At 68.7% G+C, this 21,845-nt stretch carries 18 protein-coding genes; 7 read left to right on the forward strand and 11 right to left on the reverse strand.

Going from position 1 to position 21,845, the window contains the following annotated elements; genetic code table 11:
* Positions 1-126 precede the first annotated feature (126 nt).
* Positions 127-1,878 (forward strand): MutS-related protein, encoded by a 1,752-nt coding sequence (locus tag C475_RS12795; protein ID WP_006884262.1) that lies wholly within the window; start codon positions 127-129, stop codon positions 1,876-1,878.
* A gap of 48 nt (positions 1,879-1,926) precedes the next feature.
* On the opposite strand, the gene C475_RS23895 is transcribed toward C475_RS12795, so the two are convergent.
* The 3 genes from C475_RS23895 to C475_RS23155 all read right to left on the reverse strand — a co-directional run bounded on the left by C475_RS23895 (position 1,927) and on the right by C475_RS23155 (position 3,060).
* Entirely contained in the window at positions 1,927-2,082 is a 156-nt protein-coding gene (locus C475_RS23895; RefSeq protein WP_161625196.1) for a hypothetical protein, read from the reverse strand.
* Between the two features lie 131 nt (positions 2,083-2,213).
* Positions 2,214-2,522 (reverse strand): hypothetical protein, encoded by a 309-nt coding sequence (locus C475_RS12800; RefSeq protein WP_006884263.1) that lies wholly within the window; start codon positions 2,520-2,522, stop codon positions 2,214-2,216.
* Between the two features lie 358 nt (positions 2,523-2,880).
* Positions 2,881-3,060 carry a hypothetical protein gene (locus C475_RS23155; protein WP_152436408.1) on the reverse strand — a complete coding sequence of 60 codons (180 nt, stop codon included), beginning with the start codon at positions 3,058-3,060 and terminating at the stop codon, positions 2,881-2,883.
* Positions 3,061-3,197: 137 nt separating this feature from the next.
* Here C475_RS23155 and C475_RS12805 point away from each other — a divergent pair, with 137 nt between their 5' ends.
* Positions 3,198-3,428 carry a hypothetical protein gene (locus tag C475_RS12805; RefSeq protein ID WP_006884264.1) on the forward strand — a complete coding sequence of 77 codons (231 nt, stop codon included), beginning with the start codon at positions 3,198-3,200 and terminating at the stop codon, positions 3,426-3,428.
* A 44-nt stretch (positions 3,429-3,472) separates the two neighbouring features.
* Here C475_RS12805 and C475_RS12810 read toward each other — a convergent pair whose 3' ends face one another.
* From C475_RS12810 to C475_RS12825, 4 genes are all read right to left on the reverse strand, one after another.
* On the reverse strand, positions 3,473-3,784 hold the full coding sequence (locus C475_RS12810; protein WP_006884265.1) for a CGCGG family putative rSAM-modified RiPP protein: 312 nt from the start codon (positions 3,782-3,784) through the stop codon (positions 3,473-3,475).
* A 66-nt stretch (positions 3,785-3,850) separates the two neighbouring features.
* Positions 3,851-5,818, reverse strand: a complete 1,968-nt coding sequence (locus C475_RS12815) for a DEAD/DEAH box helicase (protein ID WP_152436409.1) — start codon at positions 5,816-5,818, stop codon at positions 3,851-3,853.
* Between the two features lie 361 nt (positions 5,819-6,179).
* On the reverse strand, positions 6,180-6,944 hold the full coding sequence (locus C475_RS12820) for an IclR family transcriptional regulator (RefSeq protein WP_006884267.1): 765 nt from the start codon (positions 6,942-6,944) through the stop codon (positions 6,180-6,182).
* Between the two features lie 106 nt (positions 6,945-7,050).
* On the reverse strand, positions 7,051-7,911 hold the full coding sequence (locus C475_RS12825; protein WP_006884268.1) for a fumarylacetoacetate hydrolase family protein: 861 nt from the start codon (positions 7,909-7,911) through the stop codon (positions 7,051-7,053).
* A 233-nt stretch (positions 7,912-8,144) separates the two neighbouring features.
* On the opposite strand from C475_RS12825, the gene C475_RS12830 reads away from it, so the two are divergent.
* A complete protein-coding gene (locus C475_RS12830) occupies positions 8,145-9,110 on the forward strand; it encodes a sugar phosphate isomerase/epimerase family protein (protein ID WP_006884269.1) in 966 nt (321 codons plus the stop codon).
* Between the two features lie 3 nt (positions 9,111-9,113).
* Complete coding sequence (locus tag C475_RS12835) at positions 9,114-10,268, forward strand: Gfo/Idh/MocA family protein (protein ID WP_006884270.1); 1,155 nt, start codon at positions 9,114-9,116, stop codon at positions 10,266-10,268.
* A gap of 570 nt (positions 10,269-10,838) precedes the next feature.
* Here C475_RS12835 and C475_RS12840 read toward each other — a convergent pair.
* A complete protein-coding gene (locus tag C475_RS12840; protein ID WP_006884271.1) occupies positions 10,839-12,539 on the reverse strand; it encodes a glycoside hydrolase family 2 protein in 1,701 nt (566 codons plus the stop codon).
* Positions 12,540-12,627: 88 nt separating this feature from the next.
* Here C475_RS12840 and C475_RS12845 point away from each other — a divergent pair, with 88 nt between their 5' ends.
* Complete coding sequence (locus C475_RS12845; RefSeq protein ID WP_006884272.1) at positions 12,628-14,769, forward strand: periplasmic substrate-binding domain-containing protein; 2,142 nt, start codon at positions 12,628-12,630, stop codon at positions 14,767-14,769.
* Between the two features lie 119 nt (positions 14,770-14,888).
* On the forward strand, positions 14,889-15,131 hold the full coding sequence (locus C475_RS12850; RefSeq protein ID WP_006884273.1) for a hypothetical protein: 243 nt from the start codon (positions 14,889-14,891) through the stop codon (positions 15,129-15,131).
* A 33-nt stretch (positions 15,132-15,164) separates the two neighbouring features.
* Here the strand turns inward: C475_RS12850 and C475_RS12855 are convergent, their stop codons facing one another.
* Positions 15,165-15,914, reverse strand: a complete 750-nt coding sequence (locus tag C475_RS12855) for a ThuA domain-containing protein (RefSeq protein ID WP_006884274.1) — start codon at positions 15,912-15,914, stop codon at positions 15,165-15,167.
* 201 nt (positions 15,915-16,115) lie between these two features.
* Here C475_RS12855 and C475_RS12860 point away from each other — a divergent pair, with 201 nt between their 5' ends.
* The gene (locus C475_RS12860) at positions 16,116-17,882 is read left to right on the forward strand and encodes a glycoside hydrolase family 9 protein (protein ID WP_006884275.1); all 1,767 of its coding nucleotides are present in this window, start codon (positions 16,116-16,118) and stop codon (positions 17,880-17,882) included.
* A gap of 28 nt (positions 17,883-17,910) precedes the next feature.
* On the opposite strand, the gene C475_RS12865 is transcribed toward C475_RS12860, so the two are convergent.
* Positions 17,911-18,918, reverse strand: a complete 1,008-nt coding sequence (locus tag C475_RS12865) for an LLM class flavin-dependent oxidoreductase (RefSeq protein ID WP_049930558.1) — start codon at positions 18,916-18,918, stop codon at positions 17,911-17,913.
* Positions 18,919-19,303: 385 nt separating this feature from the next.
* A complete protein-coding gene (locus tag C475_RS12870) occupies positions 19,304-21,772 on the reverse strand; it encodes a glycoside hydrolase family 31 protein (RefSeq protein WP_006884277.1) in 2,469 nt (822 codons plus the stop codon).
* Positions 21,773-21,845 lie beyond the last annotated feature (73 nt).

Genomic DNA, 21,845 nt, shown 5'->3' on the forward strand with positions numbered 1-21,845 from the left:
CCCGGTCACCGTCGCGGGCTCGTCGTCGCCGGCCGGCTGACGGGCCGTGGTCGAGGCGAGAGACGCGGTGGGCCGACCGCGAGCGGACGAGAAACGACTTTACCGGCGGGGAGCCACCCACCGGGCATGCGACTGGAGGACTACTGGGGTATCGGGCCGAAAACCCGAGACCTGCTGGCCGACGAACTGGGCGTCGAGCGGGCGGTCGAGGCCATCGAGACCGCCGACACCCGCTCGCTGGTCGCGGCCGGCCTCTCGCAGGGACGGGCGACGCGCATCCTCCGACGGGCGCAGGGCGGCGAGGCGCTGGACGTGCTCGCCACGCGGGACACCCGCGAGGTGTACAAGGAGATCCTCGACCTCGCCGGCGAGTACGCCCTCACCGAGGACGCCGCCAGCCGGATCCGCATCCTCACGCCGCTGGGCTCCCGCGAGGAGATGGCCGAGCGCATCGACCGGATCCTCGAAGCTCGCGAGGCGTGGACGGCGCTCGACGACGAGACCCGCGCGGCCGTCGAAACGGCCTTCGAGGAGGGCGTCGCGGGCGGCGAACTCGCCGCGGTCAGGACCGCGCTCGCGCTCTCCGAGGCCGGCGTCTCCGAGGGCGTCTTCGAACCGATCGCCGACTTGGACGACGCGGTGCTGGACGACGCCGCGGCCGCGCTCGCGGGCCTCGGCGGCGACGACGACCGCATCGGCGAGGGCGCGGACGACCGGCTGGATTCGCTACGCGCGACGCTCGCCAGCGTCGAGGACATGGCCGCCACCCCCGAGAGTGTCGCCGAGGACGTCCAGTCCGGCGCCCGCGGTGCGGACGACTTCCGGGAGACACTGGTGCGCCACGTGACGAGCGAGACCGACGTGGACGTGGCCCGCGTCCGCGAGGCGATGCCGGGCGAGGCGACCGACGCCGGCGACTTCGTGGCCGAGACGCTCCGGGCGCTCGCGGGCGACCTGCGGAGCGCCGTCGAAGAGCGCGAGGTCGAGGTGGCCGACCGACTCGAAGACACGCTCGAATCGGCTCGCGGGGAGGTCGACGCGGCCGTCGCCGCGGTCGACGACGTGGCGCTGTACGTCTCGCTCGCCCGGTTCGCCGCCGAGTTCGACTTGCAGCGGCCGACGTTCGTCGACCGCGAGACGGTCGCCGTCGAGAACGCGCGCAACCTCTCGCTCGTGGCCGGCGGCCTGGCGGTCCAGTCGGTCACTTACGGCATCGGTGACCACGAACTGGATCCGGCGACGCCGAACGCGCCGCCGCGGGACCACCGCGTCGCCGTCCTCACCGGGGCGAACTCCGGCGGGAAGACGACGCTGCTGGAGACGCTCTGTCAGGTGCAACTGCTCGCCCAGATGGGGTTGCCGGTCCCAGCCGACAGCGCGGAGGTCGGCGTCGTCGACGCGGTCGTCTTCCACCGCCGCCACGCTAGCTTCAACGCGGGCGTTCTCGAATCGACGCTGCGCTCCGTAGTCCCGCCGCTGACCGACGAGGGCCGGACGCTGATGCTCGTCGACGAGTTCGAGGCGATCACCGAGCCGGGCAGCGCCGCCGACCTGCTGCACGGACTCGTCCGCCTCAGCGTCGACCGCGGCGCGCTGGGCGTGTTCGTCACCCACCTCGCCGACGACCTCGAACCCCTGCCCCCCGAGGCGCGCGTCGACGGCATCTTCGCCGAGGGGCTGACGCCGGATCTGGATCTGGAGGTCGACTACCAGCCCCGCTTCGAGACGGTCGGCCGCTCGACGCCGGAGTTCATCGTCTCGCGGCTCGTCGCTAACGCCGGCGACCGGGGCGAACGCGCCGGCTTCGAGACGCTCGCCGAGGCCGTCGGCGAGGAGGCCGTCCAACGGACGCTTTCGGACGCTCGCTGGTCGGCCTGACCGCGACCGTCGCCCGTCCGTTCGCGTGGTCGTCCGCGCAGTCCGTTCTCAGACCGGGCCGGCCGCCAGTAGTTCACCTTCGGACGGGTCGTCTTCACCAGTCGACTCGCCGTCCTCGGTGTCGCCGCTCGCGTCGCCCTCGTCCGATCGGTGCCGTGTCTCGTCGTCCCGCGACTCGTACTCGGGCGCGATGATGCACAACATGGCTTGCAGGCCCTCCGGCGGGGATCGAACCCGCCGCTCCGGTCGCCGACCGGCGTCACACCGCTGTGACCGCGGAGAGCGAAGAACCGGGACGACCCCGCCGCGGGGCCGCCGTCGGTAGTTGCCGCCGTTCACGCCTCGGCCGCCTCGGCCACGAGGACGTTCGCCCCCATGATGCCGAAGCCGTCTTCGAGGGTCTCCCGGACGGGCTCGGGGTCGACCTCGTGGTCGGGGAGGACGACCCAGACCGTCGCGGTGACGCGGATGTCGGTCGCGCGCGGCGTCACGTCGGTCACGCCGGTGACCTCCGCCGTCTCGACGCCGTCGGCGTCGCCGACGACCGTTCGGACGCCGCTCTCCAAGTCCGCCATCGTGTCTCGGGGGACCCACAGATCTATCTCCGCCGTCGCTTCCACCTGGTTCGTGGCATGGACTGCCATACGACGCCCGGCGCGAGTCGAACGCGCCGCCCGCTGCCTCCGAGGGGCGTCCGGGGCGCGCAGTGATGCCTCTGGCCGACACAGCTGGCGCTGGTTCACCGACCGCGCCCGGACGCCGGAGCCGACGGACGCCGGCTCGCGACGGGGACCGACCGAGCGATGCGCGGCCGGACGGGCGCGGGTCTGGGGGACTGAGCGTACCGTGACCGGGGTGTCGCGGAAACGGGACCGTGGGGAGGTCGGGGCCTGCCGTCAGGCGGGACGGACCCGTGGCCACGACGGGGTGTCACAGGAAGAGCCGAGGTGGCTCGAATCGACGGCCGTCACCGGACTGGGAGCCCGGACGGCCTGCGGATCTTCACGCGGCGATCGATTCGAGATTGCGGCCGACCCCGCCGAACCGAACGCGCGCAGGAATCCGCTCGCCGTCGCCCACCGGCGCACCGGCGGACACGGCGGATCCGGCACTGCCGCAGACGAGGGCCTCGGCCCCCTTGTGTGCCGGATACGCGCTTAGTTCGGTCATCATCGGGATCACCGCTCACCTCGTGGGTGAAGCGTACTCGTTACGTCTACACGGATTTATATTAAATTTTTTGCACGTATGGGAGAGATTGACACACTGGACCTCTCGGGAGGGTCACATTTATGCATCGGATAGGCGAACTACGGGGTATGCAGAAACGCATCAAACGGGTCCTGAGTCGTGCTCGCTACGCAGCTATCGGCGCCGCGGTCGGTGCCGGGATCGGCGGCCTGGTCGGCCGCAACGCCGCCAGCACCGGCGGCGCGCTCGGCGCCATCGTCGGCGCGACCATCGGCGAGAAGCGCGTCACCGTCGACTCGTTCATCGACGACGTCAAGGAGAAACGGGCCGAGCGGGACGAACTCGTCGCCGAGGAGTGACCCCGGCGACAGTACGAACGGCATCGTAACGGCTCGACGGCCCCTCAGACGGCTTCTTCGACGTGGGCGCGGGTGACGTGTCCGCCACAGCCACACTGTTCGACGTACTCGTACCGGACGGCGTCGCCGTAGGTCTTCTCCAGCGCCTCGTAGAGGTATTCCTCGGGGTGACCGTGGTCACCGTGGGTCACGAGATTGACGTGGTTGCCCGGTGCCGTGTACTCGATGGCGTCGAGCGCCTGCGATACGACGAGGTCGCGGTCCTCCCCGTGGTGGGGCTTCTCCAGGTTCGCCGACCAGGAGTTGTCGTGGACGTGGTCGGTCACCGGCTCCACGTCGTCGTGGCTGACAGACATACCTGATCGTAGGGGCCACACGCGAGAATCGTTGGTGCCGAACATGTTCGCCCCGTAGCTGGCTCGTCAGGCGACGCCGGCGCCGTCCTCGTCCTCGCCGTCGGCTCCCTCGTCGGATCCTGACGCTCCGTCGGCCTCGCCGTCGGATCCGGAACCCCCAGCGGACTCGTCGTCCGCTGGATCGTCGCTCTCGTCGTCAGGGTCCTCGACGGTGCGCTCTCGGACCTGGACGCCCTTGCCGGCGAGATAGCGCATCTGCCGGCGGGCGAACTCCTCTTCTCGGGCGCCCTGCGTTGCGAGGACGTACATCAGCGCGCGGCCGGCGGGCCGCATGGTCCGGCCTGCGCGCTGGGTGCCCTGGCGTCGAGAGCCGCCGAGTCCCGACGCGACGATCGCGAGCGACGCGTCGGGCAAGTCGATCCCCTCGTCGCCGACGCGGGAGACGACCAGCGTATCCAGCGAGCCGTCGCGGAACTGCTCGAACTTCCGCGCGCGCTCGTGGTGGGGCGTGTCGCCGCTGATAAAGGGCGCGTCGAGCGCCGCGGCGAGTTCGCGGCCCTGGTCGAGGTAGTCGACGAAGATCAGGGCTTTCTGCTCGGGGTGCTCCCGGAGGATCCGCCGCGTCTCCTCGACCTTCGCGGGGTTCGAGGCGGCGATCTGACGGCGTTCGTGGCCCTCGCTGCCGACGTACTCGTTGCGGTGGTCGTCGTCGGTCCAGGGGACGTAGCGAATCTCGACGGTCGGCTCGGCGACGAATCCCTCGTCGAACAGCGCGTCCCAGTCGGTGCCGATCGGCGGGCCGATCAGCGTGAAAATCTCCTCCTGCAGGTCGTCCTCACGGACGGGCGAGGCCGACAGGCCGAGGCGGTGGCGCGTCTGGAGGTTCGCGCTCCGGCGGTACACGTCGCTGGGGACGTGCTGGACCTCGTCGTAGACGATCAGTCCCCATTCGCGTGAGTCGAACAGGTGGCGATGGCGGTCCATCCCGGCGGTCTGGTAGGTGGCGATCGTGACCGGCCGCACGTCCTTGGTCCCGCCGTGGTACTCGCCCACCTGGGACTCGTCCAGCGTCGTGTGGGCGAGCAACTCGTCGCGCCACTGCCGGACGAGTTCGCGGCTGGGGACGAGGATCAGGGTCTCGCCGCCGACGCGCTCGACGATGCCCATCGCGGCGACGGTCTTGCCGCTGCCCGGCGGGCCGACGAGGACGCCGGATTTCGTCTCCATGAACCGCTCGACCCAGTCGTGCTGGTACTGGCGGAGTTCCAGGTTCATGTCCAGATCGAGCGGTTCGCCCGAGTCGAGGTCCCGCTCGTCCTGGACGGGGTAGCCCGCCTCGTAGAGGATCCGTTTGACTTCGGCGGTGGCCTCCTCGGCGACCCAGCTCTCGGTGTCGGAGATGGGTGCCCGGAGGTGGTCGTCGTCGAGTTTCTGCCGGGCGACGTTGCCCATCAGGTTCTCCGTCGCCGCTTCGAGGACGACGTAGCCGTCCTCGTGGGTCTTCAGCGTGAACTGGTGGGCGCGCTTCCACTGGTCGCCGATCCACTCCTCTAACGCCGGGTAGCGCTGTGGGAGTACGTCCCGGACCGTCCCGAGCAGCCCGTCCAGATCCTCGTAGGGAGCCTGCCACACGTCCGAGTCGTCGATCTCGTAGACGTAGCCCTGCTCGCCGTTGGTGTCGACCAGCCGGGCGAACTGCGAGAGCTGCGCGCGGGTGAACTGCGCGGGCCGGTCGACGACGATCTGGCGTCGGTCGGGGAAGACGACGAACCGCTCGCGGTCGGCGTAGTCGGTCCACTCGGCGGGGTACCACACCGTCGGGTCCTGGGACACGTCCCGGCTCACGACCGATCGCTCGCGTTCGAGCGCGGCGAGCCACGTCTCGATCTCCTCGCGCGGTTCGTCGACGTGGCGCGCGATCTCCCCGGTCGTCAACACGGGGTTGCCCGCCGCTTCGACCGCCTCGTGGAACCGCTCCAGCGACGGCTCCCCCTGGTCGTCTGTCACGCTCTCCGGTTGGCGACGCCGCGACAAGGGGGTTTCGTCTCCTGGCCCGTCGCTCGGGGACCGGACGTACTCGGAATTGACAGATTAGACGGCATGTTCGATGTTATATGGTAGGTGGCATACACGTATCGGTTCCGACGGGACTCGATCCGTGATTTCCGTGAAATGGCCGTAGAAACGCGAATTTACGCCGATTGGTAACCCCCATCGACGAACCGAAGGTGAGAATGGTAAAACCGATTCCGTCGAAGGCAACTCTGTCCAGGGCGCTACTTGGCCGCCGATACGGCGTATTCAGTGTATACGCCGATTCGCCTCTCTTCGTGGGAGAAAAAGACAAGAATAGTATGAGAACGAGGTCGTACCTGAAGTTCGACTAAACTATCGACTACGAGTAGGTAACGTTCAGTTCGAGGACGTTGGCGGTTTCGAGGACGCGCTTGGGAAGTTCCTCGCGGAAGCGCTGGTCCTCGAAGCGGTGGGAGGGGCCGGAGACGGAGATGGCACCGAGGACGCGGTCGTCGTTGCTGAGGACGGGCGCGGCGACGCAGCGGAGGCCCGAGAGGCGTTCCTCGTCGTCGAACGCGACGCCGCGCTCGCGGATCTCGGCGAGGGTCTCGAACAGTTCGTCCCGGTCGGTGACGGTGCGGTCGGTGGTCTCGGGGAGGCCGTGGCGGTCGATGATCTCGTCGACGCGCTCCTCGGAGCAGTGGGCGAGGATCGCCTTGCCCAGCGCCGTGCTGTGGAGACAGACGCGGTTGCCGACGTGTTCTTTCACGCGGACGGCGTTCTCGCCGCGGGTCCGGTAGAGGTACGTGCCTTTGCCGTGCTCCTCGACGAGCAGGTTACAGAGCTCGCCGGTCTCGTTGGCCAGCCGGTCGAGTTCGGGACGAGCGATCTCGAAGATCTGCGACTGGTTGCGGGCGTACGCGCCGTGTTCGAGGAATCGGAGGCCGATGCGGTACTCGTCGTCGGCTTTGACGACGTAGGCCTCCTGTTCGAGCGTGCTCAGGTAGTTGTGGACCGTGCTCTTCGGGAGGTCCAGGTGCGTCGACAGCTCCGTCACGCCCGCGCCCCCCAGCTCCTGAAGCCCACCGATGATCCGGAACGTGCGTTCGACCGATTTCACCGTGTTCCGCGCGGTCTGCGCCATACTCCGACTCAATACACTGGCCCGTAATAACCGTTCCGCAATCGCAAACGGTCGTTCAGAAGTTCACTCGGGACCGAGCCAATTGTCGAGGGAGGTGGAAGACAGGTCAGACCGTCGTTACGGGGTTCGTCAGGGTTCCGATGTCCTCGATCTCGATCTCGACGAGGTCGTCCTCGTGGAGCGTGAAGTCGCCCTCGGGGACCAGGGCCGTTCCGGTCATCAGAACGGTGAGGTCGGGGACGACGTTGTGGCGGGTGAGGTAGGAGGACAGCTCCTCGCAGGTGCGGACCATCTCGCCGGTGTTGGTCTGGCCCTCGTAGACGACCTCGCCGTCGCGGTGGATCTGCATCGTCATCTCCAGGTCGTGGGGGTCGTCGACTTCGCCGGCGGAGGTAACGCTGGGACCGAGCGCCGCACAGCGGTCGTACACCTTCGCCTGCGGGAGGTACAGCGGGTTCTCGCCCTCGATCGAGCGGCTGGACATGTCGTTGCCGATGGTGAACCCGACGATCTCGCCCTGGTAGAGGACGATGGCGAGTTCGGGCTCGGGCGTGTCCCAGTCGGAGTCGCCGCGGATACCGACCGACTCGTTCGGACCGACCGTCCGGCTCGGCGTCGCCTTGAAGAAGACTTCGGGCCGCTCGCTCTCGTAGACGTCGATGTACACGTCCGGCTTGTCGCTCTCCTCCTGGCGGGCCTCCTCGCTGATCTGGTAGGTGACGCCCGACGCCCACACCTCGGGCGGCTCGACGGGAAGCACGAGGTCGTCGTCGTCGAACTCGATCTCCTCGGCGTCGTCGAGGTAGGCCTCGGCGGCCTCGTCGAGGCCCTGGCGCGTCTCGTCGGCCGCGAGCAACTCGACGACCGTCGACGGGCCGTCGGGCGCGCTCGTCAGGTCGTAGGAGTCGTCTCCGTCGGACACTACCAACCGCTCGTCGTCCCCGCGCGTCACTCGGAAGTATCTCATGCTACTCACTGTGATGGACAGCCAGTATTTAGTTTTGCCGGGCCACGGACGCGAACCCGAATCGCGTGGCCGCGCCCCCGCGGGCGACGGTGGCGGTTTCGACGTCGGGTGGCTCCCGGGACCCGGCGAACCCCCGCGATTCGGCGCGTCGACGCGCCGAGAATCGCCCGAAGCCGCGGCGAGGGGTACCGCCACCGCAAGAGTTTTTGAGCGTTCGAGAGAGGTGAACACACATGGACGTAGGTGTGCTGACAGTGGCACTCGGCGGCGAATCGCTCGACGACGCGTTCGCGTACCTGGCCGACCAGGGCGTCGACGCCGTCGAACTGGGCTGTGGCGGGTTCGTCGGCGACGACCACCTCCCGCGCGAGGAGTATCTCGACGACGAGGACGCCCAGGCCGACCTGCAGGCCAGCCTCGATGAGCACGACCTGTACGTCTCGGCCCTGGCGACGCACAACAACCCGCTCCACCCCGACGACGAGCGGGCGGCTCGAGCCGACACCGAACTCCGGGAGGCCATCGAGCTGGCCGACCAGCTCGGCGTCGACGCGGTGACCTGCTTCTCCGGCCTCCCGGCGGGCGGTCCGAACGACGAGACGCCCAACTGGATCACGGCGCCGTGGCCGAACGAGCACCACGAGGCCCACGAGTACCAGTGGGAGGTCGCCGAGGAGTACTGGTCGGATCTGGCCGAACACGCGAAAGCCCACGACGTGTACGTCGGCATCGAGATGCACCCGAACATGCTGGTGTACGAACCCACGGGAATGCTCGAACTGCGCGAGCGGACCAACGAGTACATCGGCGCGAACTTCGACCCGTCGCACCTGTTCTGGCAGGGCATCGACATCACCGAGGCCATCCGCTTCCTCGGCGAGGAAGACGCCATCCATCACTTCCACGCCAAGGACACGAAGGTCTACGAGTCGAACTCCCGCGTCAAGGGCGTGCTGGACACCGAGCCCTACACGGAGGAACCGGACCGCTCGTGGCTGTTCAGGTCGATCGGCTACGGCCACGGCGAGGAGTTCTGGAAGGACGTGGTCTCGACCCTGCGGATGATCGACTACGACGGCGCCCTCTCCATCGAGCACGAGGACTCGCTGACCTCCCCGAACGAGGGCCTGGAGAAGGCCATCGACGTGCTCCAGCGTTCCGTCTTCGAGACCACCCCCGGCGACGCCTACTGGGCCTGAACCATGACGGAGGAATCACTCTCCGTCGGCGTCCTCGGCTATCGCTTCATGGGCAAAGCCCACGCGAACGCGCTGGCGCGCCTGCCGATGTTCTTCCCGGAGGCGCCCGCGGTCGAGCGGGAGGTCATCGTCGGGCGCGACGAGGAGGCGCTCGCGGACGCCGCCGACCAGCTGGGCTTCAACAGGTACGCGACCGACTGGGAAGACGTGGTCGAGGAGGTGGACGTGTTCTACAACCTCGGACCGAACAACATCCACGCCGACCCCTCGATCGCGGCGCTGGAGGCCGACACGCACGTCTTCTGCGAGAAGCCGCTCGCGCACACGCTCGACGACGCCGAGCGCATGCGCGACGCCGCCCGCGACTCGGCGGCGACCGCGGGCATCGCCTTCAACTACCGGTTCATCCCCGCGATCCGGTACGCGAAGAACCTGATCGACGCGGGCGAACTCGGCGATATCCACCACGTCCGCGGGCGGTACCTCCAGGACTGGCTGGTCGACCCCGAGGCGCCGTGGTCCTGGCGCAACTCGAAGGAACACGCGGGGTCGGGCGCGCTCGGTGACCTCGGCGCCCACACCATCGACCTGGCGCGTTTCCTCGTCGGCGACCGCGCCGGCGACATCTCGCGGCTGTCGGGGCATCTCCAGACGTTCGTCGACGAACGGCCGGTCCCCGGCGGCGACGAGGGATCGCTGGAGGGGGGCGGTGGCGACTCGACGGAGACGCGCGAGGTGACCGTCGACGACGCCTACACCGCACAGGCCGAGTTCGAGAACGGCGCGATGGCGACCTTCGAGGCGTCGCGGTTCGCCAACGGCCGCAAGAACGACCACACGATCGCCATCGAGGGGTCGAAAGGCAGCCTCTCGTTCTCGCTCGAACGCCTGAACGAACTCGAACTGCTCACCGAAGGTGATCGGGGCTTCCAGACGATCAACGTCACCGCCCCCGACGACCCCTACATCGACCACTGGTGGCCCGAGGGCCACGTCATCGGCTGGGAACACACGTTCGTCCACGAGAACTTCGAGTTCCTCTCGGCGGCCGCCGCCGGCGAGGCCCACAGCCCTTCCTTCGAGGACGGCTATCGCGTGCAGGAACTGCTCGCCGCGATCGAGGCGTCCGACGACGCCGGCGAGTGGGTCGACGTCTAACTCGACCTGTTTTCTCCTCAGCACCGTTCGGCCACCACCCTCCCGACCGCTTCGGCCGCCAGTGCCAGCGGCCTCTGCGGTGGCCCACCTCACCGATCGACCGGTCGCTTCGCCCCCGACCTCCCTTCGGCCTGGACGGCCTGTGAACGGTCCGGTCCGACGGACGACGACCGTGAACGTCGATCCACCCTCCACGACCGACCGTCTCGTCGGTACGAACTCCGCCTCTTCTGCCGAGAAAGTTGTTCTCTAAAGATGGAGATCGTTCTGTAAATACATCCGGAGATATGCGCCGAATATCTCGTCGAAGCCGCCAGTGATGCAGTCTGGACCGGATATCTCGGGAAGCGGCCCTATACACAGACAGAACTGTGCCCTTCTCAAATAGAACGATATCGAGACGCCGACACTGAGGTTCAGAGGCGAGACGAGCCAACTCACGGAACGGTACGCCGTATCGCACGCCCGATATACAGTACTGAGCCGCGTCCGGATTACATAATTACGAGTGTAAGGCCCCCATACTCGGTATCGAGTAAACAATCGAATCGAGAACGGCGTTCGCCGTGGCTACTCGTCGGTAAGGCGGTCGCGGAGGACGCGATAGGCTTCTTTGGGCCGGCGATACTCGTCGAGGACGCCCTTGTTGTTGCGGGTCCGCGGTCGCGTCATCGCCCGGTCGGGATCCGTGAGCGTGTCGCAGAACTGCCAGACGGTGAACCCGGCGACGCTCTCGCGCTCGCGGAACAGGTCGACGCAGTCGGCGAGCAGGTCCGCCTGGTAGGACTCGGACCACTTGCGGCCCTCGTGGGTGCGGTCGCCGGGGACGGCGCCGGCGCCGAACTCCGTGACGACGATCGGTTTCTCGCCGTAGTCGGCCTCGATACCGTCGAGGAACTCGCCCCAGTCGCCGTCGCGGTACCAGCCCCAGTAGGCGTTGACCGACAGGAAGTCACAGAACTCGAAGACCCCGTCGGTCTCGCCCTCCCAGTCGCTGTTCGAGGCGACCGTGATCAGCCGCGAGCCGTCGACGCCGTCGGCGGTCCACTTCAGCTTGCGGGTGCCTTCGACGACTGTCGCCTCGTCGTTCGCGCACTCGTTCGAGAGGCTCCAGGCGAAGATCGAGGGGTGGTGGCGGTCCCGCTCGATCGCCTCCAGGAGCGTGCGCTGGGCGCGCTCCTGAGTGGACACCATCGTCGACTCGTCGACCTGCCACAGCGGGATCTCCTCGACCACGAGCACGCCCGCCTCGTCACAGAGGTCGAGAAAACGCGGATGGTTCGGGTAGTGCGAGCACCTGACCGCGTTACAGCCGGCCCGCCGTATCAGGTCGAGGTCCCGTTCCTGGACCCGCAGCGGCTGGGCGGATCCCCACTCCGGGTGGTCCTCGTGGCGGTTGACGCCGGCGATATCGACCGGCTCGCCGTTGACGAGGATCTCGCGGCCGCCCGTCGAGACGGTGCGAAAGCCGATCCGGTCGCGCAGGTCGTCGACGAAGGCGCCACCCTCGCGCTCGGCCCGCTCGCCGTGCAGTCGCGCTTCGACGTCGTAGAGCATCGGGTCGTCGGGCGTCCAGCGGTCCACGTCCTCGACGTCGAGAGCGAGCGTCGCCGTGGCGGCGTCCATCCCGTCCACTTCGACGGAGTCGGTGACCGATGCGTCGCCGACCGAGACGGTCAGGTCGGGTTCGGCCGGTCGCGGGCCCACGTTGTGGAGCGTCACCTCCGCTGCGACGGTCGCTTCGTCCCCGTAGAGGTCGTAGTCGACGGCGAGGTTCCGAACGTACACGTCGGGCACGCGCTCGACGACCACCTCGCGGTGGATACCGCCGTGGGGAAACCAGTCGGCGTCGTCGTGGGGGAGCGTCGCCTCCCTGCGGGTGTTGTCGGCGCGGACGACCAGTTCGTGTTCGCCCGCGTCGAGGTTTCGGGCGAGCCCGGTGAACGGCGTGTAGGACCCCTCGTGACTCGCGATCTCCTCGCCGTCGAGATAGACCGTCGCGTCGCGGGCGACCCCGTGGAAAGTGAACAGTTGGGACCCCTCGGCCCGGGTCTCGAACGTCCGTCGATACCACGCCGGGCCGACGTAGTCGGCGTACTCCCGGTGGGCGTTCCAGGAGCTCGGAACGCTGAGTCGATCCGCTTCCTCGGTCGGAAACGACTCGCCGTAGTCGGCTTCGTACCCCTCGTTTCCGGGGTCGGTGAGGAACTCCCACTGTCCGTCGAGGGTCCGCTGGCGCCGTTCCGTCGTCGTCTCGAAGGTCCTGTGCATGCCTGTCTTTCGGTCACCGGGCTCGAATAAACGTTGCTACCCGGTCGGGCGAAACGTTAACATCAACTGTCACTAGGTGCCGGTATCGATGGCTGGCGACCCTCACGACCGCGGCGACATCGACGGTGGCGCGGACAGTGGACGGACCGGTTCCGGGACAGTGGACAGACGAGCGTTCATTTCGATCGCCGGGACGGCCGCCGCAGCGGCGCTGTCGGGCTGTTCGAACGAGTCCGACGGCGACTCGACGACGGCCGGTCGGCAACGCGAGGTGGACGGGCCGGTGGTGTCGGTGATGACGGGCGCCCAACCGAGCACGCTCGACATGGGGCCGAGCATGAACACCCCCGCCGGGCGGCCGCACTTCGAGGGGTTTCTCCAGAGCCTCGTCCTCCCGACGCACGCGCCGACCGGTGAGTCGCTCACGAGCGGCCACACCTGGACGGTCGACGGGTCGACCCTGTCGGTCCCCTGCGCCGTCGAGTCGTTCGAGGGTACCGACGGGGGGTCGATCCGGTATCGGTTCGACGACCGGTTGACCTACTGGTCGGGCGAGCCCCTCGACGGCCGGGCGTACTACCTCCGCGACCGGATCGGGTGGCTGGAGACGAACGGCGCCTTCCGCGAGGAGTCGTTCGGGAGCGAGCTGGAGAGCGACACCGTCTACCGGCGGGAGCCACTCGCCGGGCCGACGAACCCGGTGGCCGCGCGGGCGAACGCCCACCCCGGCATGGCGCCGCTGCCGCCCGCCTACAGCGAGCCCTGGGTCGAACAGTTCGCGGACGCGACGACGGAGGAGGCGGTCCGACAGACGTACCTCGACTACCACCAGGGGAAGCTGTCCGTGGAGACGTTCGCCGAGGAGGGCTACGGAACCGGGCGCTACGAGGTCCGGTCGGCCGACGACGTGACCAGCGAACTGGTCGAACTCCCCCACGGCCTGCGCACCAACACGGAGTTCGTCTACGCCGAACCCCGGTCGGAGTATCCCGGCCCCACAGACCGACCGACGCTCCGGATCGTCTGCGGGGCGGGGATGGGCGCGCCGGCGATGTCGGGACTCAGGGGCGGCGGGGGCGGCGGTCGCCCGTCGGGCTCGTTGTACGATCCGCGGGACTTCGTCAACGGCGACGAGATCGACTTCGGGCGGGGCGTGATCGCCGAGTCGAAAGCCGACTTCTTCCGAAAACAGGTGCCCGACGACATCGAGCAGCTGAGGACCTGGCCCAACCCCGCCGGCGGCGGGCGCCAGCTCACGTTCAACTGGGCCAACGACCACCTCCGGCGGCTGTGGGTACGCCGAGCCATCGTCGCCGCCGCGCCGTTCGGGCGCATGCGCTCGAACCAGTACGGCCGCGGGTCGATGGCGCCCTCGTCCGACGCCGGGACGCTCGGGTCGATCGCCGAGCGCGCGCTCGGCGAGTCGTTCGTCGAGTCGCTGTACACCTATCCGCTCGAATCGGACACCGACCTGGCGGCGCGGTGGCTGCGCCGGGCCGGCTACGAGCGCGTCGACGGCCTGTGGACGGGTCCGGACGGGGAGGAGCTCTCCCTGCTGCTCTCGGTCTTCTCGTCGGAGATCGGCGACGTGCAGACGCTGGTCGCCCGCCTGAAATCCTTCGGGATTGCCGTCGAGACAGAGCAGCTGCTCGCCGGCGGCATTTCCTACGAGGGCAACGTCGAGGCGGGCGGATTCGATCTGCTCGTCTCGAACGCGCCCGCCGGCCGGTCGGTGCTGCCGTACTACGGCGACTGGTTCTCCGTCTGGGAGAGCGGGATGTCGATGCCGCCGATCGCCGTGGCGGGCAACCCGCTGGGAAGCTGCCGCGAGGACCCGCCGCTGGCGTCGGTCCCGGCGTCGGTGACGCTCCCGTCCGAACCCGGCTCGCTGGCGGTCGACGGCGCCGACTACGGCGACGGCGGCGCGACCTACGAACACGACGCCGGCGAGACGGTCGCGCTCTGCGAGGCGGTCGACCGCCTGCGCGACGGCGGGACCGACGCCGAAGGTTTCCGCGAGGCGGCCCGACGCTGCGCCCGCTGGTACAACTACGCGGTCCCGAACTTCGTGTTCGCCCAGGACCGAACCGGGCTCTGGGCGGAACTGAGCGAGTTCTCCGTGTCGGCCGACGCGGACCGCTCGCTCGGGATGAGTCGGGGGGAGCCGGCGGCGCCCGTCCACTACCACGTCCAGGCGGGGACGCTCCGGCGGTCGGACGCCGGGGAGTGACGGCGCTCCCGCCGAGTCAGGCGAGGACGCCCGAACGCTAGCGGGGCACCCGATCGGGAGCGGACACACCCGAACGCGTCGAACGCCAGTTCTATGCACGCCCGCCTCAGACACCGGGTATGGAAATCGAACCGGTCGACGGGGCGGTGTTCATCTACACCTTCGGGGTGATGTTCAGCGCTCTCTGGCTCTCGACGCCCGGGACGCCGCCGCTGAACCTCTTCATCTTCGCACTGTTCGCGGTCGTCTCGCTGGGGTGGACCGCCTACTTCAAGTGGCAGATCGCGCCGCAGTTCATCCCCGACGAGGACGAGGAAGAGGAGGAACCGGAGACGCCGCGGCCGCCGACCGTCGAGGAGTAACGCTCCTCGACCGCTTCGAACGAGACCGACCGGTCAGTGGACGGTCCGCTCGTCGGACGTGTCGATGTCCTCGCGGGGGTCGGTGTTGCCGCCGCTGGAGGTGGCGCGGTCGTCGCTCGGCGCGGCCCACTCGACGGCGTTGGCGAGGACGTTCCGGATCTCTTCGTTGTGATAGACGGGGTAGGTCTCGTGGCCGGGTCGGAAGTAGAAGATGCGGCCGCTGCCGCGGCGGTAGGTACAGCCCGAGCGGAACACTTCGCCGCCCTCGAACCAGGAGTTGAAGACGAGGGTCTCGGGTTGTGGGATGTCGAAGCGCTCGCCGTACATCTCCGCCTCGTCGAGTTCGATGCAGTCGTCGATCCCGTCGGCGATCGGGTGGCTCGGCTCGATGACCCACAGCCGCTCGCGCTCGGCGGCCTCGCGCCACTTCAGCGAACAGCTCGTGCCCATCAGCCGCTTGAACACCTTCGAGAAGTGCGCCGAGTGGAGGACGAGCAGCCCCATTCCGTCGCGGACGGCCTCGACGACCCGCTCGGCGACCGCGTCGTCGACCTCGTCGTGGGCGGTGTGGCCCCACCAGGTCAGCACGTCGGTCTCGGCGAGCACGTCTTCGGTCAGCCCGTGTTCGGGCTCCTGCAGTGTCGCGGTCTCGGTGTCGAACCCGCGTTCTTCGAGCGCGTCGGCGATGGCGCCGTGGATCCCGTCGGGATAGATCTCCGCGACCGTCTCCGACTCCTGCTCGTGGACGAACTCGTTCCAGACCGTGACGCGCGTGTCGGGCATGTTCGATCGCTCGCCGCCCGCACGCATGCCCGTTCGGGTTCCGGAGAGACTGTTCGGTGACGGGTGACTTATCGGGTGGCCCCGGCGCGTCGCTACCGGCGGTCGCCCGAGCGGGCGCCCCGCCGACTCGACCGCCGGAACCGGAGAGTTAGCCGACCAACCGCGCGCTTTTTGTCGGGGGCCGGCAACGACGGGCAACGAATGAGCGACCTCGAACGAGGGTCCGAGCGACCCACAGAGCGGGTCCGCGTCGACCAGGTCGGCTACCTTCCGTCGGCGCCGAAACGGGCGGTCGTCGCCGTCGAATCCGACGGCTCCACTGTCGAGGCCGAACGGTTCGCCGTCCGCGACGCTGGGGACGGGACGGTCGCCCTCGCGGGGGCACTCTCGAACCCGATCGACAGTCCGGACGCGGGCGAGACGGTCCGGCGGGCCGACTTCTCGACGCTCTCGGAGCCTGGCGAGTACCGGGTCGCGGTCGGCCGGGGCGAGACGGCCGACGGCGACCTTCGCGAGACGGCCGACGAATCGGTCCCCGTCCGCGTCGGCACGGGCGTGTACGACGGGGTGCTGGCCGACGCCGTCCGCCTGTACACGCTCAAGCGGTCGAACACCGCGATCGACGACCCGGTCACCGGGCTCGACGTGCCGCCGGGTCACACCCAGGACGCCGAGGCGCGCATGTATTTCGGCGACGCGTTCCGCGAGGAAGGGCAGGAACTCGACGTTGCCGGCGGCTGGTACGACGCCGGCGACTACGGCAAGTACGTCCCGCCGGCCGCGGTGACCGTGGGACAGATGCTGCTGGCGTACGAGCGCTATCCGGCGGCGTTCGAGGCCGGGCAGTGCGACCTGCCCGTCGAGCGGCTTGGTGTCGAGCGGTCGGCGGCCGACGGGGAGCGCGAATCCGAACTGCCCGATCTGCTCGTCGAGGCGGCGTTCGAGCTGGAGTGGCTCGAACGGATGCAGCGGGAGGACGGCGCCGTCTATCACAAGGTGGCCGCCAGCGAATGGCCCGCCGTCGACGAGGCGCCGACCGACGACGACCGCGAGCGGTACGTCTACGGGCTGTCGACGTTCGGCACCGCGCAGTACGCGGCCGCGATGGCGATGGCCGCGCGGGTGTACGCCGACGACGCGCCGGCGTTCGCCGAGCGCGCGCTCGACAACGCCCGAGCGGCCCACGACTACCTCGAAGACAATCCCGACCCCGAGTTCCGCTTCGACGCGGGCCAGGACGACGGCTCCGGCCCCTACCGAAAGGACACCGACCGAGAGGAGCGGTTCTGGGCCGCCGCGGAGTTGCTGAAGACGACCGGCGACACGCGCTACGCCGACTACCTCGAAGTCCGGTTCGTCGACCGCTTCGACGCCCCACCCCGGGCGCCGGTCTGGACGGACGCGCTCTCGCTCGGCCAGTGGGCGTATCTCTCCGCGGACGCGGCCGACGACGCCCGCGCCGAGCGGCTCGCGTCGGCCTTCCTCGACTACGCCGACGACCTCGTCGCCGATATCGAGGCCGATGGCTACGGCTGCGCGCTCGACACCGAGGACTACCACTGGGCGTCGACGAAGCTCGCCCTCTCGAAAGGCGGGATGCTCCTGCTCGCGAACGCGATCGACTCGGACGACCGCTACGTGACGGGCGCGCTCGACCAGTTGCACTACGCGCTCGGGCGGACACCGACCGGGTACAGCTACGTGACCGGCCAGGGGACCCACCCACCGAGAAACCCCCACGACCGCCTGGTCGAGGGGACTGGAACGTCCATCCCGGGGATGGTCGTCGGCGGCGCCAACCGCAACGGCGACGACGAGACCCTCGCGGCGTACATCGCCGAGACCGACGCGCCGCCGGCGAAGTGCTACGTCGACGCCACGGCGTCGTACTCGGTCAACGAGTGGGCCATCGACTACACGGCGCCGGTCTTCCTGCTGCTCGGCCACGCCACCACGATGGGAGAGTGAGAGGGCGGAAACCGCCCGAATCGCCCGTTCAGTCGACCCGCGGCGCGATCTCGTCACCGAACAGCTCGATCCCCCGGGTGCTCGGGAAGTCCGGGAATATTAGCTGCAGTTTCCCGAAGCCCAGCTCGCGGATCGGTTCGATCTGCTCGGCCACTTCCGCGGGCGTCCCGATCAGGAAATCGCCTTTCTCGCGGGCCTCCTCGGGCGTCGTGAGCTGGTCGTCCACGTCTTCCTCTTCGCCCCACGGCAGCGGGAAGATCTCCTCGCACAGCCGGTCGAGTTCGTCGGGGTCCTCGCGGACGATGCAGTGGGCGAGCCACGACCGCTCGACCTCGTCGGGGTCGCGCCCCTCCGCTTCGAGATACTCGTCGAACTTTCGAGCTTTGAACTCGATCGGCTTGCCACGGGCTCGCCCGGATATCTCGACGTTCCACTCGTCGGCGTGACGGGCGGCGAGTCTGAGCATCCGCGGGCCAGCGCCGCCGACGACGATCGGCGGGTGGGGGTCCTGGAGCGGTTTCGGCTCGTTGTAGGCGTCGTCGATCTCGTAGTGGTCGCCCGAGAAGTCGGGCTCGGCCTCGGTGAACATCGCCTTCACCACGCGGATCCCCTCGTCCAGCATGTCGATGCGTTCGTTCACCGGCGGGAAGTCATAGCCGTAGGCCTCGTGTTCCTCGCGGTGCCAGCCACAGCCGAGGCCGAGGCGGACCCGGCCGTCGGAGAGGTGGTCGACGGTCGTCGCCATCTTCGCCAGCAGGGCGGGGTTGCGGTAGGTGATCGAGCCGACGAGCGGCCCGATATCCAGGTCGGTTCCGTGGGTCCGCTCGGCGAGCGCGGAGAGGAGCGTCCACACCTCGAACTCCTCGTGGTTCGGCCCGAGCATGAAGTGGTCCGGCGCCCACAGGCCGTCGAGCCCCGCGTCGACGGCCGCGTCGACCCCCGCCATCACCGTCTCGCGGTCGACGTGTTCGAGGAGTGGGGTGTCCCGGTGGACGCCCGCGCCCGCGTAACAGCCGACCATCCAGTCGAATTGCATAGTGGCACGGGGTGTGCGAGCGACTTGAGTGTCGGGGTCGACGTGATAGGTCGCGGACCGTTCGGGTTGCGAGTTGAGTGGTGGATTCGAGTGTGCGTGTTTTGAAACAAAGTCGAACGACAGCGACCGTAATCGACGGCGAGCGATGAAAGCCCTCGCCCTTTCAGTCCGCCAGGAACGGCACCGCGACAGCAACCGCCCCGCACAGCAACCGCAGACGGCCACGAACCACCCCAGCCGATTCACTCCTGTTGTCGCTCATCCCTCGCGCGACTGTTTCGAGCGGCCCGCCAGGAGGCGGGCACGCTCGACAGCACGCGCCGACCGCACCGCTTTCGTCTGCGTTGCCCTCGTCCCGTGGATTTACCGGAAGGAACCGCCCCCTCTATCGTTCCACGTCGACGCTCGTCTCACTGCCGTCGTATTCGAGCGTCGCGTCGGGGTCTGCGGGGTCGACGCTGACGCCCTCACCCTCACCGACCACGACGACCTCGAACTCGCGGTGCTCGACCAGTTCCGGGAACGACCCCTCCCGGTCTTCGACAGTGAGTTCGTCGGCGGTGTCGTCCCAGCGGATAGGGGTGAACGCGTAGTCGCCGTCCTCGTAGTCGTAGCCGTCGCCGGCGTCCTCGTAGGCGTCGAATTCCCCGTCGCGACCCGGGTAGACGCGCAGTTGCCACGGCGCGTCGGGCTTCTCCCCCGTGTGCTGGACTTCGGGCCCCATCGGGAGGACACTGCCGGCTTTCACGAACAGCGGCAGCTTCTCCAGGGGCGCGTCGGCCAGTATCGTTTGGCCGCCCTCGTAGCGCTCGCCGGTCCAGAAGTCGTACCACTCCGTTCCCTCGGGGAGATACACTTCGCGGGCTTCGGCCTTCCCATCCAGTTCCTCGGAGTCGGGGCCGTAGTACATCGGTTCGGTGACGGGGCAAACGAGCAGAGAGGGGCCGAACATGAACTGGTCGCCCACGTCGTGGGCGTCTTCGTCGTCCGGGAACGCCAGCGCGAGGTGGCGATACATCGTGTAGTCGCGGTGGGTCTCCCAGCCGGCCAGCGAGTAGAGGTACGGCAGGAGGCGGTAACGGAGTCGGTCGAACGTCACGAGCGTGTCGTAGGTGCGGTCGCCGGGCTCGCCGAAGCGCCACATCTCGCGAGGCGTGTCGGTGCCGTGCGAGCGGAACATCGGCAGGAAGGCGCCGTACTGGAACCAGCGGACGTACAGCTCCCGGTAGCCAAGGTCGTCGACGCCGTCGTCGAAGTCGCCGTCGGTGATCCACGACGGACCGTCGCCGACGAAGAACGCGCCCACGTCCAGCGTCCACTTCGGATTCCCGGCGGCGGTGAACTGCAGGCCGTCGGCGATCTGTGTGCGGTAGCGCTCCCAGGTCGCCTCGATGTCCCCGGACCAGGTGATCGCGCCGTAGCGCTGCTGGCCGGGATAGCCCGAGCGCGTGAGGTTGATGACCCGTTTGTCGTCGGTGGTCGCGCGTTGGCCCTCGTACATCCCCTTCGCCTGGTGGAGCGAGTAGGTGTTGACGTAGCCCGGGTCGAATACGCGCTTGAACGCGTCGGTGGTGTGCTTGGCGAGCGCGAACGGGTCCGGCGCCGTGGGCAGGGTCCAGGTGGGGTCGTACGGCTCCGTCGAGTCGCACCACCACGCGTCGACGCCGTGGTCGAACAGCCCCTCCTTCGCCTGGTTCCAGTAGATGTCCCGGGCCTCCTCGGAGAAGGCGTCGTAGTACCGTTGCTCGTTGCCGGGCGCCGGCACGTCCGCGTCGTCGAGGACGTGGCCGGCGTCGCGCATCTCGTCGTAGTTCTCGCCGGCGAGCATGTTCGGCCAGATCGAGACCATCAGTCGGACGTTCCGGTCGTGGAGGGCGTCCATCGTCGCCGACGGGTCGGGGTATCGTCCGGGGTGGAACGACTTCTGGCCCCACTGGCCCCAGTCGCCGGCGGGGCCGCCCCACTCCTCGAAGTTCGGGTGGCCCTCCTCGGTGTCGGGCCAGTACTGCCAGTCCTGGACGACGCAGTCGATGGGCACCTCGCGGTCGCGGTACTCGTCGACCACGTCGACCAGTTGTTCGCCCGTCTCGTAGCGTTCCTTGGACTGGACGTAGCCGTAGGACCACTTCGGCAGCATCGTCGCCTCGCCGGTCAGCTCGCGAAAGCCCGCGATCACGTCGTCGGGGTCGCCGGCGACGACGAACACGTCCAGCGCGTCGTCGCACTCCGTCCAGACGTACGACCCCTCGTGGTCGTCGTGGAACGTCGTCAGCGAGCCGGTGTTCCAGAGCATCCCGTAGCCGCCGGTCGACAGGATCGCCGGCATCGCGACCTTGGTATTGCCCTGGTAGAGGGTCTGGCTCTCCCCGCTGTAGTCGGCGACGCCGCCCTCGTGCTGGCCGAGGCCGAGGATCGCCTCGCTGTCGTCGAACTCCAGGTCCAGCCGCGTCGAGTACGCCTCGCGGTCGAGACTGTCGCGGGGACTGGCGACCTCGTGGTCGCCCACGGACAGGTCTTCGGGGGAGACGGGGACGAGCGACTTCCCGCCGTCGGCGGGCTCGCGGACGAGCAGGTCGCCGTCGGCGTCACGCCAGGTCAGCGCGCCGGTCTCCCGGTCGAGTTCGACCCGCATGGCGGAGGTGACCAGTTCGAACTCGCTCTCGCGCTGGACCAGGTCCCACTCGCCGCTGGGGTCCTGCTCGACGATCATCGGACTTTCGGGGTCTGGAACCTCGTCGCCGGCGGTGTAGACGAGTCGAACGATGTCGTCGGCGAGGACCTGCAGCTTCAGTCGGTGGTCGCCCGCGTCGAACAGCGGGCCGTCGGCGTCCCGTCGGAGGGCCGTTACGTGCATGCCGGACCCTCAGACGGGTCCCTCTTGAGGATACCTCTCACGGCGGGCCGATCCGGAACCCCCCGAACGTATC

Origin of the sequence: Halosimplex carlsbadense 2-9-1, from assembly GCF_000337455.1 — an archaeon.
GTDB classification, from domain to species: Archaea; Halobacteriota; Halobacteria; order Halobacteriales; family Haloarculaceae; genus Halosimplex; species Halosimplex carlsbadense.